This is a genomic window from Psychrobacter aquimaris (genome assembly GCF_016107525.1).
Taxonomy (GTDB): Bacteria; Pseudomonadota; Gammaproteobacteria; order Pseudomonadales; family Moraxellaceae; genus Psychrobacter; species Psychrobacter aquimaris.
The window spans coordinates 28319-46265 of the sequence record NZ_JABASR010000012.1 but is presented as its reverse complement, the minus strand read 5'-3'; the positions used below and the strand labels follow the sequence as shown (position 1 = coordinate 46265).

At 44.1% G+C, this 17947-nt stretch carries 12 protein-coding genes; 9 read left to right on the top strand and 3 right to left on the bottom strand.

Annotated features, from left to right (window positions below):
- Nucleotides 1–149: 149 nt before the first annotated feature.
- Nucleotides 150–863: a CoA transferase subunit A gene (locus JFC10_RS11270; RefSeq protein WP_193013059.1), complete on the bottom strand. Its 714-nt coding sequence runs from the start codon at nt 861–863 to the stop codon at nt 150–152.
- A gap of 346 nt (nt 864–1209) precedes the next feature.
- On the opposite strand from JFC10_RS11270, the gene JFC10_RS11265 reads away from it, so the two are divergent.
- The 6 genes from JFC10_RS11265 to JFC10_RS11240 all read left to right on the top strand — a co-directional run bounded on the left by JFC10_RS11265 (nt 1210) and on the right by JFC10_RS11240 (nt 9853).
- Nucleotides 1210–2625, top strand: coding sequence for a GntP family permease (locus JFC10_RS11265; protein WP_198332879.1), 1416 nt, complete (start codon nt 1210–1212; stop codon nt 2623–2625).
- 382 nt (nt 2626–3007) lie between these two features.
- On the top strand, nt 3008–5098 hold the full coding sequence (metG, locus tag JFC10_RS11260; protein WP_198332878.1) for a methionine--tRNA ligase: 2091 nt from the start codon (nt 3008–3010) through the stop codon (nt 5096–5098).
- A 400-nt stretch (nt 5099–5498) separates the two neighbouring features.
- On the top strand, nt 5499–6551 hold the full coding sequence (locus tag JFC10_RS11255; protein ID WP_198332877.1) for an ABC transporter substrate-binding protein: 1053 nt from the start codon (nt 5499–5501) through the stop codon (nt 6549–6551).
- Between the two features lie 105 nt (nt 6552–6656).
- Nucleotides 6657–7697, top strand: coding sequence for an ABC transporter substrate-binding protein (locus JFC10_RS11250; RefSeq protein ID WP_045455214.1), 1041 nt, complete (start codon nt 6657–6659; stop codon nt 7695–7697).
- 430 nt (nt 7698–8127) lie between these two features.
- Complete coding sequence (locus tag JFC10_RS11245; protein ID WP_198332876.1) at nt 8128–9027, top strand: ABC transporter permease; 900 nt, start codon at nt 8128–8130, stop codon at nt 9025–9027.
- A gap of 31 nt (nt 9028–9058) precedes the next feature.
- Nucleotides 9059–9853 (top strand): ABC transporter ATP-binding protein, encoded by a 795-nt coding sequence (locus tag JFC10_RS11240; RefSeq protein WP_045446787.1) that lies wholly within the window; start codon nt 9059–9061, stop codon nt 9851–9853.
- 100 nt (nt 9854–9953) lie between these two features.
- On the opposite strand, the gene JFC10_RS11235 is transcribed toward JFC10_RS11240, so the two are convergent.
- Both JFC10_RS11235 and JFC10_RS11230 read right to left on the bottom strand, forming a co-directional pair.
- Nucleotides 9954–10631 carry a response regulator transcription factor gene (locus JFC10_RS11235; RefSeq protein WP_198332875.1) on the bottom strand — a complete coding sequence of 226 codons (678 nt, stop codon included), beginning with the start codon at nt 10629–10631 and terminating at the stop codon, nt 9954–9956.
- A 36-nt stretch (nt 10632–10667) separates the two neighbouring features.
- Complete coding sequence (locus JFC10_RS11230; RefSeq protein ID WP_198332874.1) at nt 10668–12758, bottom strand: PhnD/SsuA/transferrin family substrate-binding protein; 2091 nt, start codon at nt 12756–12758, stop codon at nt 10668–10670.
- A 242-nt stretch (nt 12759–13000) separates the two neighbouring features.
- Between JFC10_RS11230 and JFC10_RS11225 the strand changes: the two genes are divergently transcribed.
- The 3 genes from JFC10_RS11225 to JFC10_RS11215 all read left to right on the top strand — a co-directional run bounded on the left by JFC10_RS11225 (nt 13001) and on the right by JFC10_RS11215 (nt 17933).
- Nucleotides 13001–14377: a cytochrome c gene (locus JFC10_RS11225; RefSeq protein ID WP_227685829.1), complete on the top strand. Its 1377-nt coding sequence runs from the start codon at nt 13001–13003 to the stop codon at nt 14375–14377.
- Nucleotides 14377–15345, top strand: coding sequence for a c-type cytochrome (locus tag JFC10_RS11220; protein ID WP_198332872.1), 969 nt, complete (start codon nt 14377–14379; stop codon nt 15343–15345). Before JFC10_RS11225 ends, JFC10_RS11220 begins: the two co-directional genes overlap by 1 nt.
- Nucleotides 15346–15578: 233 nt before the next feature.
- Nucleotides 15579–17933: an FdhF/YdeP family oxidoreductase gene (locus JFC10_RS11215; RefSeq protein ID WP_198332871.1), complete on the top strand. Its 2355-nt coding sequence runs from the start codon at nt 15579–15581 to the stop codon at nt 17931–17933.
- Nucleotides 17934–17947: the final 14 nt, after the last annotated feature.

The window sequence follows — 17947 nt, the reverse complement described above, 5'->3', positions numbered from 1 at the left end:
AAAAAATATGATTAGCGGTGTCAAACTCGCTTCGTCTACTAAATATAGCACTTTCACTCGTTTGCCTTGCTACCCAAATTTTTAGGAATAGTATTACGATATTCTGTTATTAATTTAATATTTTAAAAACTTTTCTATAAAGCCTTTAATTAATTGCCTTCAACAGCTTTAGTCGTGGTTTTTTCAATACGCTTTTCAGGATTACTATTCAAGACGATACGCTGCACAAAGATACCCGGCAGATGCACTTCATCAGGATCAAAGGTGCCTGTCTCTACGATTTCTTCGACTTCAACGATGGTGATTTTTCCTGCCATGGCGCAATCTGGATTGAAGTTACGCGCAGTCTTGTTAAAAATTAAGTTACCCGCTTTGTCCGCTTTTTGCGCTTTTATTAATGACACATCAGCGCGTAATGAATGCTCAAGTATATAAGTGCGACCATCAAAATCACGGGTTTCTTTGCCTTCAGCGACCAGTGTACCGACGCCAGTTGCGGTGTAGAAGGCAGGAATACCAGCACCACCTGAACGTAATTTTTCAGCCAAGGTACCTTGCGGCGTTAATTCAACTTCTAACTCGCCTGCCAAGTATTGACGCTCAAATTCTTTATTTTCACCCACATAGGATGAAATCATTTTTTTAATCTGGCGCGTTTGTAATAGTAATCCCAAACCAAAATCATCGACCCCAGCGTTATTACTGATGCAAGTTAACTCTTTAACACCACTATCACGCAATGCGGCGATTAACGCTTCAGGAATACCGCACAGACCAAAACCACCGATAGCGAGTGTTTGTCCATCGCTGACGATACCTTTCAGTGCTTCTTCGGCACTGCTATATACTTTTGATTGACTCATGCTTATCTCCTTGCAAGTCTATTTTTTGTTATTAACTTCTATCATCAATGATTATGAGTGGGTAACATCACTCAATATTTCCATATTTATATTAATACAATTTCTATCGATATATCATAATTAAAAATCTTGTGCTAACTTAACATATTATTCTCGTAGCGAGAAGAGAATAACCGTAAGAACATACAAGCCAGCGCAGTAGCGGCATATATGGTAGGTCAATATCTTATTAAGACAGATTGATGTTTAATAACATATCAAATATTCCATATTTTGAGTGATTTTATTGACCAATATCAATACGTTCTGCATACTCGCTGCCTTAATTTTGCCAAGGAGGGCGATCATGTTTAGTACCTTTGCTATTGTCATTACTTTATTATTATTGATGTTTTTTGCTTATCGCGGTTATTCCGTGCTGATATTAGCACCGATTATGGCGACATTAGCAGTCTTACTGTCAGGTGATTTTTTAAGCACAATTCCTGTCTATACTGATGTTTTTATGGGGGCGCTAAGTGGATTTTTACTTAAGTTTTTCCCTATATTCTTGCTGGGTGCACTATTTGGGCGTTTGATGGCAGACTCTGGTGCGGCGACCGCAATTGCCAATACCGTCGTCGCAAAGCTCGGTGCTAGCAAAGCCATACTCGCGGTGATTTTGGTCTGTGCCATTTTGACCTACGGCGGCGTATCGTTGTTTGTTGTGGCCTTTGCCATTTATCCCATCGCCAAAGACTTGTTTAAGGCGGCTGATGTTCCAAAACGCTTGATTCCAGCAGCAATTGCTCTAGGGTCGTTTACGTTTACGATGACAGCATTGCCAGGTACGCCTGCCATTCAAAATGCCATTCCGATTCCTTACTATAATACCAATGTCTTTGCCGCGCCTATCTTGGGTATTATTGGCGGTACCATCATGTTCATCTGTGGTTGGTTGTGGCTACAGTCACGAGCCAGAAAAGCCAATGCCGCAGGTGAAGGCTATGGTCAGCATGACGAAGAAGATGTAGGAGGCGTTGGCGCAATCAAAAAAGAAAATGACACGCTCAGTACGCATCATACCTCATTTACTATTGCTATGATTCCGCTGATACTGGTCATTGGTTTAAATGCTGTATTAACTTACGCTGTCTTTCCATCAATGGATTTTAGCGGCTTGCAAACCCAATTTCCAGAGCTGAATATCGCAGGCTCACTGGGTTTATGGTCAATTATCATCTCGTTAGTCGTGGCTTGTATCGTTTTAATTGTGCTGCGTATCGGTCATTGGAATAACCTACAAAAAACCATCAACCGTGGTACTTATGATTCAATGTTGCCGATTTTTAACACCGCCTCAGAAGTAGGATACGGCGCGGTTATCGCCTCGCTGGCAGGCTTTCTTATCATTCGTGACAGCATTTTAAATCTAACACCTGATAATCCTTTAATTTCGGAAGCCGTCGCGATGACCACGTTAGCTGGTATTACTGGCTCATCGTCTGGTGGTTTAAGTATTGCCCTCTCGACGTTGGGTGCAGACTATTTAAGAATGGCGCTCGCAGCGGGTATTGACCCAGAACTCATGCACCGTGTTGCTGTGATGGCAGCGGGTGGTCTGGATACCTTGCCACACAGTGGTGCGGTCATCACCTTACTCGCGATTTGTGGTTTGACCCATAAACAGTCTTATCTAAACGTCGCCATGGTCACGATGGTGATTCCACTCATTGCTGTGGTCGCCGTTATCACTTTAGGGACGATGTTTGGCTCATTCTAGGAGGCATTAGAATTTGAATCATTTATCAGTATCGACTATGAATACCTAAGCGGATAATACGTAAATAAAAACCCACTCGGCAACTTGCTTAGTGGGTTTTTTATGGACTCTTTCTCATTATCACTTCTAAATACAACTGACTATTTATCTCTCAGAATTGAGTGATACTCTATATACCGTATAGAGTTAAGCGCTTTATTAGTTACTGTATTAATTACTAAGGAATATCACAAAATTATCTGAATTACGGTATCATAGGCACACTTTTTGAATTTTTCTTATTTTTGGAAATTTTTGGTCTTGATAATATCGTGTCCAATAAGCATAAACCGCTTAGGACATTTGATAACTAACCCGTTTATATAAAAATATAGGTGATTTTGTGCGTGAGATTCTAGTAACCAGTGCGCTGCCCTACGCCAATGGAGACATCCATTTGGGGCATCTTTTAGAGCATATTCAAACTGACATTTGGGTACGTGCGATGAAAGCACAAAGCCATAAAGTCACTTATGTGTGCGCGGACGATGCTCATGGCACTGGCATTATGCTCAAAGCAGAAGCCAATGGCGTGACGCCAGAGGAGCAAATTGCAGCGGTAAAAGCCTCACACGAAGCGGATTTTTCGAAGTTCTTGATTAATTATGATAATTATCACACTACGCATTCAGAGGAAAATAAACAGTTTTCTGAGCTGATCTATCGTCGTCTTAATGATGCTGGCCATATCAGCACGAAAGACGTTGAGCAGCTATTTGATCCTGAAAAGCAATTGTTTTTAGCGGATCGCTTTGTCAAAGGAGAATGCCCGGAATGCGGTGCGCAAGATCAATATGGCGATAACTGTGAGGTTTGTAGCACAACTTATAATGCCGTAGAATTAAAAAATCCGCGCTCAACTATTTCAGGCGCAACACCAATACTAAAAACCTCCAAACACTATTTCTTTGATCTGCCAGAGTTTGAGCAGTTTTTACAGGATTGGACACGTAGTGACAACCGTCTACAAACCTCGGTCGCCAACAAGCTACAAGAATGGTTCGACTCTGGACTAGCCAGCTGGGACATTTCGCGTGATGCGCCCTATTTCGGCTTTCAAATTCCAGATACCCCAAGCGACGAGCCAGACAAATATTTTTATGTTTGGCTTGATGCGCCGGTCGGTTACATGGCAAGCTTTAAAAACCTTTGCGATAAGCGTGCGGATACAGACGAAGCGCTTGATTTTGACCGTTATTGGGCACAAGAAAACGAGCACAAAACCGAGGTCTATCACTTCATTGGTAAAGACATCGTTTACTTCCATGCGTTGTTTTGGCCTGCGATGCTAGCTGGTAGTGAGTTACGCACGCCAACCGGTGTTTTTGCCCACGGCTTCTTGATGGTCAATGGCGAAAAAATGAGTAAGTCACGCGGCACTTTCATTAATGCCAAAACTTACGCAGAGCACTTGCACCCTGAATATCTTCGCTATTACTTCGCCAGCAAATTGTCTGACAAAGTCGAAGATATTAATTTTGACCTAAATGACTTCATGCAAAAGGTCAACTCTGACTTGGTTGGTAAAGTCGTCAATATCGCCAGTCGCAGCGCTGGGTTCTTAGTGAAGAAATACGACGGCATGCTGTCAGAGGTTTGCGTAGAGTCAGAGCTACTGGAAGACATTACCAAAACGGGCGATGAAATTGCTGCCGCTTACGAAAATCGTGAGTTCTCGCGTGCCATGCGTCTCATCATGCAATGTGCCGACAAAGCCAACGAATATATCGATGCCAAAAAACCGTGGTCACTCGCGAAACAAGAAGGTACTGAACAAGAAGTTCAAGATGTCTGCTCAGTCGCTATTAATATTTTCCGTCAATTGATGGTTTATCTTGCACCAGTGCTACCCGAGCTGACAGCCAATGCCAAAGAATTCTTGAACATTGACGATCTAAGCTTTGCTAGCCGCAATCAATTTCTACTTGGTCATAAAATTAATAAATTCAAACCTTTAATGCAGCGTATTGAAGAAAAAGATATTGAAGCGATGGTAGAAGACTCTAAAGCGTCATTGACGCAAGCCGATGCGCCTACCACGACCAAAGACAGTAAGTCAGCGGCCAAAAATGCATCGCCAGCAGCGACAGATGCCGAGCAAACTGACTATATTGATATTGAAGATTTTGCCAAAGTCGAGATGAAAGTGGCACACGTTTTGGCCTGCAACCATGTCGAAGGCGCAGATAAGCTTTTACAATTTACCTTGGATGTTGGCGAAGATAAGCCGCGCAATGTGTTCAGCGGTATCCGTAAGTTTTATGAGCCGGAGCAATTGCTTGATAAAAAAGTGATTTGCGTCACCAATCTTGCCCCGCGCAAGATGAAATTTGGTGTCTCAGAAGGTATGGTGCTATCAACTGGCAATCCAAAAACCCAGCTGACGGTGGTTACTTTACCTGACAACTGCGTTATTGGTGATGTGCTAGCCTAAGATAGATTTACTTAAAATAGGTTATCTGAACTAAGGCATGCCCTCAATCTGAACGAAAGCACCTAAATGGTGATAAAAATGAGAACACGCCCTAGCAGCGCTTATTAAATAAAAAAGATGCCCCTATGGCATCTTTTTTATTATCCAAAATCCATAGACAGTAAATAATAAAAACCAGTCATCACAAAAACAATAATATCGACAAAAATCGACTTATTTCCTCCTTAATAGAGACAATGACAAACACGTTTTAATTTCTTATTGCCATAAGTTACATTACTGTCATAATATGAACGTAATGATCAATGGATTGATTACTTTGATGTTAGCCCGTTATCTCAGTATGCACATAACATTGACTCGGGTAACCTGCACTCTCTAACCTATGAGCCCCAATAAAATGACCTTTGCTACTACTTTACGCTTCAGCCTATTCGGTGCTGCTATGAGCGCCGCGCTTGGATTAATTGGCTGCTCAAACACGAACGACACTGCCGCAACGACAGATACAAGTACTGCTGCAGATTCTGATAAGCCTGCTAAGACATTAGCCATCACGCAAATTGTCGAACATCCTTCGCTAGATGCGATGCGCCGCGGCATTATTGATGAGTTGGCAGATAATGGCTATGTTGAAGGCCAAAATCTAACCATTAATTTTCAAAGTGCTCAAGGCAATACAGCGACAGCAGGTCAGATTGCTAAGCAGTTTGCAGGAGACAACCCAGATGCCATCGTGGCAATCTCAACGCCATCAGCTCAGTCTATCGTTGCGTCAACTAAGACGGTTCCGGTTATTTATACGGCTATCTCAGACCCTGTAGCGGCCAAGCTCATTAACGAAAACAATGTGCCTATCCAATCTAATGTGACAGGACTGTCTAGTGAGCTACCTATCGAGCCGCAATTGGACAATATTCAAAAAATTGTGCCCAATGCAAAAACCATTGGTTATGTTTATAGCCCAGGTGAGGTCAATTCGGTGGTGGTACTCAATCAACTTAAAAAAGCCGCGCCTGCACGTGGACTTAAAATATTAGACGTAACCGCCAATCGCCCGACAGATGTGGCCATGGCGACTCGTAGCCTTGCTGGTCGCGTTGATGTGATTTATACCTCACTAGACAACAACGTTGTATCCGCCTTTGAAGCGATGGCAGGTGCTGCCAATGAGCTTGATATCCCCGTCATTGCCTCAGACGAATTTAGCGTAAGACGCGGTGCCACGGCTGCACTTGGTGTCAATGATTATGACTTTGGTCGTACCACAGGCAAAATGGTGTATCGTGTGCTCAATGGTGAAGCAGTCAATACGATTAAGCCTGAAGTGATGAATACCTTAACCTTATATGCAAGCCCAAAACATGCGGCTGAACAAGGCGTAAGCCTGACTGATGAGCTGCTAAAAAATGCTATTAATGTCGATCAAAAAGCGCAAAACGCCAGCAAATAATCTTTAGCTCATGATATTTTAGCTCTCTATATAGATAGCTGCTTTACCCTTTATCCATCTATTAAATAATGTACGGACACATTATTATTTTCAGGAGTGAGACCCATGTTGTATCAGAATCGTTTTGGTCATTTTAACTTTAGCAAAGCACTATTATTAGGTGGCGTTTGTACTGCTATCTTGACGGGCTGCAATCAATCAGCACAAGATACCAGCACCACTGATGCAGCTGCTACTGGCGATGCAGCCACAGCGATGAAGACCGTTGCCATTACAGCTATCGTCGAACATCCAGCGCTTGATGACGTCCGTAAGGGCGTTATCGACGAGCTTAATGAAGCTGGTTTTAAAGATGGTGAAAACTTAACGGTTAATTTCCAAAGCGCACAGGGGAACACGGCCACTGCGGGTCAGATTGCTAAGCAATTCGTCGCAGACAATTCAGACGTTATCGTTGCGATTGGTACTCCATCAGCGCAGTCTGTAGCTGCTGCCACTAGCAGTATTCCTTTAGTATTTTCAGCAGTTACTGACCCAGTTGCCGCTAAACTAGTGACAAAACTAGATGGCTCTGGCACCAATGTCACTGGCGGCTCTGATGCACTCCCTTATGAGCCACAAATTGAATTGATGCGTCAAATCATTCCTAGTCTAAAAAATGTCGGCTATGTTTATAGCCCAGGCGAAGTCAACTCAACGATTATCTTAAAAAACCTGAAAGAGAAACTGACACCACTAGGTATCAATGTACTCGAAGCGCCTGCCCAGCGTAGTACTGATATTGCGATGGCAGCACGTAGTCTCGAAGGTAAGGTTGATATGATCTATACCTCAACCGATAATAACGTCGTATCGGCTTACGAATCACTATATCAAGTCGCTAAAGAGAGTAAAATCCCACTGATTGCGTCTGACACCAGCTCAGTTGAGCGTGGTGCAGTTGCCGCATTGGGCGTGAATTACTACGAGCTCGGTCGCGAAACAGGCAAAATCGTTGTACGTATTTTAAATGGTGAAAAAGCAGGGGCTATTCCTGTCTATACTCCGCAAATGTTGGATCTATACGTTAGTCCAAAGCATGCCAAAGAAGAAGGCATTACTTTGTCACAAGCGGTTATCGATAAAGCAAAAGAAGTGGTAGAATAACGCACTTTTACAGTTAGCTCATTACAGCTATCGTAAGGTAAATGCCGAGTTTGATGAATTTGGTGTCAGCTGTCATCTACCTTTATGCGATGAGACTAAATGTTTAACATCAGAAACCCAGCTATGAATCAGTAGGCTGGGCTTCTTATTTAAACAACATTGATTAAATATAAACTATTTGCATCGTTTCTAAATTTGCCCTATTTTTAATCAAAGCTTTGAACCAAGGTAGCTTATGATAGCTGTTGATCGTGACATGTTTTGGTTTACCCTAACCGCAGATTGTTTAATCTGTTAAATTCACCGCTTAGTCGTTTAGCTAAAATTAACGTATAGATGAGACAGCGCTGGTCTATATCGCGCATTTATTCTATGAATTAATACTAAAACGTTAGTTGCTAAACGCTTGGTTATGACTTATTGATCTCTTATGTCTTTAATTGCTTTTTTTGGTGCACTTGAAAGCGGTCTGATTTATGGCCTAGTAGCACTTGGTGTGCTGATCTCATTTCGCACCCTCGACTTCCCCGACTTGACCGCTGACGGTAGTTTTCCACTAGGTGGCGCTGTCGCTGGTATTTCTATCATCGCTGGTATCAACCCATGGCTTGCCTGTGCTTTTGGTATGTTGGCAGGTTCAGTCGCTGGTATTGTCACGGCATGGCTACACGTCAAACTTGGCATCCTGCAATTGCTTGCCAGTATCTTGGTGATGGTCGCACTATATTCTATCAACTTGCGGATTATGGGTGCGCCGAACTTGCCATTATTGGGTGAAACCACGGTCTTTAGCACCTTGGTCACTGATGGCAACGGCTATTGGATGCGCTGCCTGATTATTGGTCTCGTCGTGCTACTGGCCATGTTATTTTTAAACTGGTTTTATAGTACCGAAACGGGTCTTTCGATGCGGGCGACGGGCTCTAACCTCAGAATGGCACAGGCGCAAGGCATCAATACCTCATGGATGACCATCATTGGTATGGCGATTTCTAACGGTTTGATTGCTTTAGCAGGTGCATTGTTTGTGCAGACCCAAGGTGGCGCAGATATCTCGATCGGTATCGGCACCATTGTCATTGGTCTGGCAGCGGTCATCATCGGTGAAACCATCATTCCTGCCAAGCGTATTTGGCTGATTACCTTTGCTGTGGTTGTCGGTGCGGTGCTGTACAAGCTATTTATTCAGGTAGCGCTATCGAGCGATACGCTACGTAGTATCGGCTTTGGCCCGCAAGATTTAAACTTGATTACAGCGCTACTCGTCGTATTTGCCTTGGTATTGCCAAAAGCTAAAAATAAATTTTTAAGTCGTAAAGTTCGGGCTTAATGTCAATGTGCAACCATAAGGAATAATTATTATGATGCAAGCTACAGATTTGCGGTTGACCTTTAATCCTGGAACGCCCATTGAAAACCCTGCCCTACGCGGTATCAACCTCAATATCGCTGATGGTGAATTTGTCACCGTCATCGGTACCAATGGCGCGGGTAAATCAACCTTTTTAAATGCGGTCAGTGGTACCACGCGCGTCGATAGTGGTTCAATCTTATTAAATGGCATTGATGTCACCAAAAAGACCGCGCACCAACGCGCCCATTGGGTGGCTCGTGTCTTCCAAGATCCGATGGCGGGGACTTGTGAGGCATTAACCATTGAAGAAAACATGGCGCTGGCTTATAAGCGCGGCGGCAAACGTGGTTTGAGCTTTGCATTAAACCAAAATAACCGTGATTTATTTCGCGAAAAATTATCAGTATTAAAACTGGGTCTAGAAAATCGTCTGACCGACCGTATGGGTCTGTTATCTGGCGGTCAGCGTCAGGCAGTGAGTCTGCTGATGGCTTCACTACAACCTTCTAAAATTCTATTGCTTGATGAGCACACTGCTGCCCTTGACCCTAAAACTGCTGCCTTTGTTTTAGAACTGACCGATAAGATTGTGACGGACAACCAGCTCACTACCATGATGGTCACACACTCAATGCAGCAGGCATTGGCACATGGCACCAGAACGGTGATGTTACATCAAGGACAAGTGGTGTTAGATGTGGCTGGCGATAAACGTCAGGGCATGACTGTACATGACTTACTTGATATGTTTGAGCAAACTCGCGGCGAAAAAGTCGAAGATGATAGCTTGATATTGAGTTAAATAACTTAGCAAAATTCTTCAACTCTTGAAAAAATAGAACGTCTGTTTAATAGCAGGCGTTTTTTTATGACTACTTTATTTGATACGACTGTTTTAATTTTTAAGCATCAAGCATAACCAGCTTTTGAATCAACTCACTGACATGTTGTGACTGCATTTTTTTCATCACTTGTGAACGATGCACCTCTACCGTACGGACGGAAACGTCTAAATGGTCAGCGATATTTTTATTCAGATTACCTTCTAACAATTCATTGGCAACCTGCTTTTCTTTATCAGTCAGCTGTGCATAGAGCTTTTTAATATCATAAAGTTTGGCGCGTTTTAGAGAGAGCTCTTGCGCACGCACAAGTGCTTCTTGTAGACGGCGGCTATTAATCGGTTTTTCCAGATAATCAGCCGCACCTTGTTTGAGCATATTGACAGCATCAGCAATCTCGCCATTTCCGGTTAATGCTATTAGCGCTATGGGACTATCATGTTTACTGAGATGCACTTGTAGCGCTTGACCACTCATCTCTGGCATCATCAAATCACTAACTATCACTGCTGGGCGATAGATACTGACTTGTTGTAAAAAAGTCAGCGCACTTGCCCACACTTGGGTTGACAGCCCTAAGCTGCTAATCAAAAAATCACAGGACATGCGCACACTTTCTTCGTCATCAATGATATGAATGATAAGCGATTCTGGCGTAATGCCTGATGAATCGTCAGACAGATGACTGTTTTTATCTTGCCAGCACGTAGGCTCATTTGAATGTTGATTAGACGTCATATGTGACCTTATGGCTAAATACATTATTGATATTCATTAAAGTTTGTCGTTATTATTCGCTAAAGATAATGGCAGATAGAAAGATATTTGTGCGCCCACCGTGTTTGACAGCTGATAGTTAGCATTGGTTTGTAGCAGCTGGATTTTACCATTTAAGGTACGTTTAAAGCGTCGCGGCTCATTACTCGCTACTTGATAAACTTTCTCAACTTCATGTTCGGCATCAATATTGTTTAGCTGCACCATACCGCCCTGTGACTTGCATAAACGCTGACATATCATCAGCCCTAATCCTAGGCCATCTGCTTTTGTAGACCGAATAGCATATTGACTGGGTAGGCTCTCTGGTAGGTGCCACCCATTCAGCTGGGCTTGGTCAAAGCCGCCAGCATCATCGCTTAGATGCAATACCAACCATTGCTTATTATTATACTCCTCTGCCTGACAGCGTAGCATGATATGGGTCGCTCCTTGCTGCGCAGCATTGGTTATGCTATTTATCAGTAACTGATCTAATAGTAAATTTGGCAAGGTTAAATGCTGATAATCACTTGCCAGCCAAAAATTGATACCTGCTGCTTGCTCACCCAATAATAGGATACACTGTTGATAGGTGGCTGCGATATCGACACGAGTTTCATTTGCTTGCGACCGTCCAGCCCAGCGGCGGATATTAGTCACCACAGCAGCGACGCGTTCTGTTTCATATACAATCTGCTGCAGAGCATTCTCTGTCGCTGCATTATCAGGTGACGCTGCCTCGACCGTCTTTTTGGATGACTGCGCTTGTTGACTACGTATCAATAACCCTTGCGCATAATTTTGAATGGTTGCTAGCGGTTGATTGACTTCATGAGCGATAGCACCGCTCATCTCACCGATGACCGCAAAGCGCTCTGATTGGTGTAACTGCTGATCATAATCACGGATTAGTCTATTTTGCCGCACTATCTTTTTTTGCCGCCGCCATGCCAGCCAGCTCATCCAAGCATAATTTACTGTCGATATCAGGATAACCAAAATAATCACAGCCATCCATAATCGATGCGCCTTTATCCAGTCGATCATATGCGCACTCAACTGCTTTTGGGCGGGATGGCGATTCATCTCATAAAGGATGCGCTCAGCATCACTACTCGATTCTGCTGGCAGCCAACGCTGCTCTGCTTGACTCTTGCCAAATAAATTTTGATTGATCTGGCGCACCAAAGCATCTGGCGCTTGCTCGGTCGCTGCCAATGTCCAATTTGGGTATATTTTTGTTGAAGAATGGCAGTTCGATACGGTAGCCACTGGATGAATCAGACGGTACTGCTTGTCATTTATTTGACCGCGCCTTGCCATCTCCTCCATCAGACAAAGCGGCGTAATAGCGGCATCTACTTTGCCACTAGCCAAGGCATGCAAAGTACGCTCTATCGGATAACTGACAAACTGTGTTTGGTAATGATTTGGCGTGATGCCATTTTGCTGTAATAAATGTGCGCCCAATAAATAACCGCCAAACGCGTCAGTGTCGACAGCAGCAATATGACGTTGCTCTAGATCCTGCAAATGATAAATATCACTGTCGGCAGCAACCCATAAAGCACTGGCGACCTCTTCCATCGCACTGGGCTGTTTTAATGGCGTATGTTCATTTAGTTTATTAAATTCATTGGCTAGGGTGACTGTCGTCGAAAGCTGATTTTGCGATTTTTGCCCATTAAAACCCTCAGCATCAAATCCTTGATTACTAAATCTTTTATCACGAGCGTTTTGCGCATTGCTATTTAATTGAGCCGTATCTGTTTGTAAGGTAGCCAGCCAGCGCCACCTGATGGTATTCATTTTTATAAACTGTACTTGCGGGCCAAGCACTAGCGCAAACTGCTGTGCTTCTATTTGCTGTTGCCAATTCTCCAGCGCCAAGGGTACCAATATCACGGTGTCATTTGATAACTGATCATTAAGCTGATCAAGCCACGGCTGCCAGCGATTTTGCGCGGCTGTCTCGCCTTGAGGTGCCAGCACACCCAAATAGTAAGTCTGGGCGGTTGCCTTAGATAGCGGTAACCAAGCAGCCGAGGCTAAAACGATAATAAAACAAGTCTTTAAAGCAGCCCAAATTTTAGACTTTTTATGCATACACCTAGCCTTATATTTGACCTAGCAAACGCACATTATAAGTAAAAACCTTAATTATAATGTGGTTTTCCACAATATCACAATATTACCCGCTACCCTATACTAGATGACAGTCGTGTAACTTTTAATTCGCTGAGCTTAAATCACAAATATTCGATTTCAATAAGGATAATTAATACGCCTCATGAAATATGAGTGATGAATTATAAGCTTGGTAAAAATATCTTATGGAGGGCGGGCTTATGAAAAAGTGGCCACTGATTATAATAATAGCAGCCATCATCGGGCTGGTGGTTGCCTTTATTATTGGGCAATTACTGCCAAATATGCGCACCAACAGTAGCGATATCGAGGTCAATATCACTGATCCTGCTCTCATCAAGCAGGGTGAATATATCGCACGCACCGCTGATTGTGTCGCGTGTCATACCACACTCGATGGCGAGACTTATGCGGGCGGCCTGCCTATGCTAACGCCACTTGGGGCAATTTATTCAACCAATATCACACCCGATAAAGAGACTGGCATCGGCAACTATAGTTTCGACGACTTTAAAAACGCCGTTAAACATGGGGTACGCAGTGATAATAAAGCCTTATACCCTGCTATGCCGTACCCATCTTACCAGCTCATGCCAGACGAAGACTTAGCCGCTATGTACGCCTTCTTTATGTCCGATGTAAAAGCCGTTAAACAAGCCAATCTAAAAAGCGAGCTACCCCCCATAGCAAACTGGCGCTGGCCCTTGGCATACTGGCAGGTCTTATTTGATCGCAAGCGTGACTTTGTCCCTGAAACTGACAACGCCCTATTGACTCGTGGTCAATACTTAATCGAAGGTCCTGGGCACTGCGGCTCTTGTCACACTGGGCGCGGTATTGGCTTTCAAGAAATCGCTCTAAGTAATGCAGATTCTAACAAGTATTTGAGCGGTGCCATCATCGATGGTTGGCGCGCCAAAAGTATCCGCGGTGAGCATCGCGGACTTGGCACTTGGACAGTTTCAGAACTAAATGATTTCTTTAAAACCGGACGTACTGATACCACTGCTGCCTTTGGTGCCATGGCCGAAGTGGTTGAGCATAGCACCCAGTATATGACCGACTACGATATCAACGCCATGTCATCGTATCTTAAAACGTTAACACCAGCACCAAACAAAGAAGCCACACTGCCTGCGAAAAAAGACATCACCACGCAAAAACTACTAGATGGCGACTATGATTCGCGCGGTTCGATTTTGTACGCCGAATATTGCCAAGTTTGTCATCGTGTCGATGGTAAAGGAGTCGCGCGTATTTTCCCAGCGCTTGATGGCAATAGTGCGGTTTATTCTAACAATGCCGATTCGGTACTACAGATTACCTTGAGCGGTGGTCGTATGCCTGAAACCCCACATGATCGTATGGCGTTTACTATGCCTGAATTCAGCAATCTTAGCGATGCGGATGTGGCAGAAGTGGTCAACTATGTCCGTAATAGCTGGACCAACCAAGCACCCGAAATCGATATCAATGATGTGGTAAAAATGCGGGCTTTCCTCGCCAAAAAACCAAAAACCAGTACGGATATCGCCCCAGACTTAAGTATTGATGCGCAAACAAAAGGAGCAAAATAATGAAAAAATCTCCACTCAACTTGCCTACTATTGCTAGCGTTATCTCTCAAAAAATCAATATGAGCAACCTAACCACTGCTATCCTTACTGCTTCAGTGCTCAGTGTCGCTGCTATCAGTAGTGGTTGCTCACAGCCCGAGCCTGTCGAGCAAAATGCGCCTGAGTACGGCTTAGTCACCGCTGATGATGCCAACGAAGATATCGGTACTTATGTGCTGCCGCAAAATACTGCTATCTTGGATGAGCCAAATGCTGATGAGATATTTTATGGTAAACGCTTATTAAACGAAACCAAGCGCTTACTGCCAGAGCATGTGGGCGCGCAAATGAACTGTAACAGCTGCCATATTTCACAAGGTAAAATTCCACTGGGTGATCCGTACATCAATAGTTATAATTTCTATCCGCGCGTGATGCCACGATCTGGTAAGGAAGTCGATTTAACCAAACGTATTAATGGCTGCTTCCAGCGCTCAATGAATGGCAAACCGTTAAAACCTGAGTCACCTGAAATGCTGGCAATGTTGGCTTATATGAAATGGCTGTCGCAAAATACACCAAAAGAGCAAAAGGTCGATATCCAAAATGCGGGTAAAATCGATGAGTCATTGATTCCAGACCCTGTCCGCGGCGAACAAATTTATAAAGTTCAATGCGCGACCTGTCATGGTGATAATGGCGAAGGCCTCAAAGACAGTCGCGGCGATATCGTCTTCCCACCACTATGGGGCGATGAGTCCTTTAATATAGGTGCTGGTATGGCGCGTACTTATAAGGCAGCGGCCTTTGTAAAATACAACATGCCGATGGGTATTCAGACCAAAGGGCTATGGGGTCATGGCAATGTGCTGAGCGATCAAGATGCCGTCGATGTGGCGCATTTCTTTACTCATCAGCCGCGACCTGACTTTGCTGGTAAGATCAATGATTGGCCAAATGGTAAAAAACCTAAAGACACGCGTTACTGACATATTAAGAAGATGGCATTTATGAAGAGCTTACTTAAGAGGACTTCACTTAAGAAGACGTCATTCTACGCTCTCTTGTGAGTAAGCATTTACACGACAAACCTTTGAGAAAATACATTTTTCTTAAAGGTTTTTTTGTTATCTATAGTTAATGCTTCTACAAACTTCTTACTCATCATTATATAGTTGTTGTATATCAAAGTTAGCTACCGCCATTTACTATGAGGTTTGTCATGCGCAAAATTCCTGTCTACTCCCATCCTGCTGCCGGTTGGCCTGCGCTGATTTCCTCTACTCGTAAACTGATGGACTATCAAACTTTTTTGCGAGGCGGTTTGAGTGTATTCAAAAGCAATCAGCCTCATGGAGGATTTGACTGTCCCGGCTGCGCTTGGCCAGATCATAAGTCACATAAAGCCATTGATGTCTGTGAAAATGGCATCAAAGTCATCGCCAGTGAGACCATGACAAAAAAAGCCGATGCTCGGTTTTTTGCGCGACATAGCATCACCGAACTACAAGCGTGGTCGGGTTATGAGCTTGAGCACAGTGGTCGCTTATCAGAGCCTTTATACTATGATGCCGCACAAGACCGCTACTTACCGATTTCTTGGGACGCCGCTTATCAATGTATCGCTGAGCAGTTAAGACAGCTTGATTCGCCAGACGAGGCGCTATTTTATACCTCAGGCCGTGTGACTAACGAGCCAGCCTTTATGTATCAGCTGTTTGTGCGCTGTTTTGGCACCAATAATTTACCAGATTGCTCCAATATGTGTCACGAACCAACGTCGGTAATGCTAGGTAGACAACTAGGTATTGGCAAAGCGACCGTGAAATTGGAAGACTTTGAGCAAGCCAAACTGATATTGATGTTTGGACAAAATCCTGCGACCAATCATCCGCGCATGCTTGAAATGCTTGCTCATGCTCACGAGCAAGGCTGTCGAATCCTCTCAATCAACCCTATGCGCGAACAAGGCTTACGTAAATTTAGAAACCCGCAAAAGCCCACGCATATGGCAGCTGGTCAAAGTGATGAGATGGTCGATGAGGTCCTTCAAATTCAGATCGGCGGCGATGCAGCACTATTAACAGGTATCGCTAAGTGGCTGACTAAAAATAATAAAATCAATCAAAACTTTATCGATGAGCATACCTCAGGATATGAGGTACTCGACGCGTGGCTTCGCCAACAATCATGGCCGGATGTGGAACGCGGGTCTGGTATCAGTAAAGAGGAAATCATTAATATTGCAAAATTGGTAGCGGCAAGTCCTGCGACCATTTGCACGTGGGGTATGGGCATAACTCAGCACGTCCAAGGCGACGACAACGTAGCGATGATTACCAACCTATTACTATTGATGGGTATGATTGGTATTGATGGCGCAGGCGCGTCTCCCGTTCGTGGTCACTCTAACGTACAGGGCGACCGCACCATGGGCATCCATGAGCGCCCTGCACAAAAGCTACTCGACAGCCTTGAGCGCGTTTTTGAACGTCCGATGCCGCAAGAAAACGGTTTTGATGTGGTCTCTGGTGCGAAAGCATTGATTGCCGGTAAGCTAAAAGTCTTTATGGGTATGGGTGGAAATTATGCCGTTGCAGCACCAGATACCACTGCTATTCAACAAGCTTTGACAACCACTCAGCTTAATATTTTCGTCGGCACCAAGCTGAATGAAACTATGCTGTATCCGGGCGCGAACAATCTGATTTTACCTTGCCTAGGTCGCACCGAACGTATTATCACCGCCAAAGGTGAACAGTTTGCGACGATTGAAGACTCCATGTGTCAGATTGTACCCACTCGAGGCAACCTGAAGCCTGTCAGCGATACGCTGAAATCTGAAGCACAAATTGTGGCAGATATTGCCACTCACGTGCTTGGTGCTGATTCGTCCATTCCTTGGCAAGCGATGAGTGAAGACTTTGACATCGTTCGTGATTATATCACCCAAGCGATTGACGGTTTTGAAGACTTTAATCAGCGTATTCGCGCAGCTGAGCGTGGCTTTCACTTATATCATCCTGCGCGTCATCGTGTGTGGAATACCGACAGTGGCAAAGCGCAGTTTGAAGTACCACAATACCCAATTACTTACGTCGCCGCACAAATGGCAGACGCTAAGGGCATGGATGATAGTGAGAATACAACGCAAAAGGTTTGGCAATTGACCAGTGTCCGTAGCCATGACCAGTTTAACACCATGATCTTTGGGTTTGAAGATCGCTATCGCCAAACCAATCGCCGCGATGTGTTGCTTATGCATCCAGATGAAATGACTCGTTTGGGTTGGCAAGCAGGTGACAGAGTGATGGTATCCCGCCATGCCAGCACAGTTAACTTGAAAGGCACAGACAATTTAGATCAGCCACGCATGCTAGGGCCTTTAGTATTGACTGAGATGGATATCGCCGCCAACGCGGTCGCAACTTATTATCCTGAATGTAATGACTTATTTGATTTAGACACGTATGCACCAGACTCTCACATACCAGCGTATAAATCGACGACCGTTGTTTTGCAACGTGTTGAGGCAAATGCTAGTACGACCGATCAGGCTCAGTCAGCAACGAGCTGATGCTTAAGTAATGG

What these genes read in the sequence shown, in the direction of transcription:
- JFC10_RS11270 (WP_193013059.1), bottom strand. Translation starts at nt 863, where the DNA reads ATGAGTCAATCAAAAGTATATAGCAGTGCCGAAGAAGCACTGAAAGGT.
- JFC10_RS11265 (WP_198332879.1), top strand. Translation starts at nt 1,210, where the DNA reads ATGTTTAGTACCTTTGCTATTGTCATTACTTTATTATTATTGATGTTT.
- JFC10_RS11255 (WP_198332877.1), top strand. Translation starts at nt 5,499, where the DNA reads ATGACCTTTGCTACTACTTTACGCTTCAGCCTATTCGGTGCTGCTATG.
- JFC10_RS11250 (WP_045455214.1), top strand. Translation starts at nt 6,657, where the DNA reads ATGTTGTATCAGAATCGTTTTGGTCATTTTAACTTTAGCAAAGCACTA.
- JFC10_RS11245 (WP_198332876.1), top strand. Translation starts at nt 8,128, where the DNA reads ATGTCTTTAATTGCTTTTTTTGGTGCACTTGAAAGCGGTCTGATTTAT.
- JFC10_RS11240 (WP_045446787.1), top strand. Translation starts at nt 9,059, where the DNA reads ATGATGCAAGCTACAGATTTGCGGTTGACCTTTAATCCTGGAACGCCC.
- JFC10_RS11235 (WP_198332875.1), bottom strand. Translation starts at nt 10,631, where the DNA reads ATGACGTCTAATCAACATTCAAATGAGCCTACGTGCTGGCAAGATAAA.
- JFC10_RS11230 (WP_198332874.1), bottom strand. Translation starts at nt 12,758, where the DNA reads ATGCATAAAAAGTCTAAAATTTGGGCTGCTTTAAAGACTTGTTTTATT.
- JFC10_RS11225 (WP_227685829.1), top strand. Translation starts at nt 13,001, where the DNA reads ATGAAAAAGTGGCCACTGATTATAATAATAGCAGCCATCATCGGGCTG.
- JFC10_RS11220 (WP_198332872.1), top strand. Translation starts at nt 14,377, where the DNA reads ATGAAAAAATCTCCACTCAACTTGCCTACTATTGCTAGCGTTATCTCT.
- JFC10_RS11215 (WP_198332871.1), top strand. Translation starts at nt 15,579, where the DNA reads ATGCGCAAAATTCCTGTCTACTCCCATCCTGCTGCCGGTTGGCCTGCG.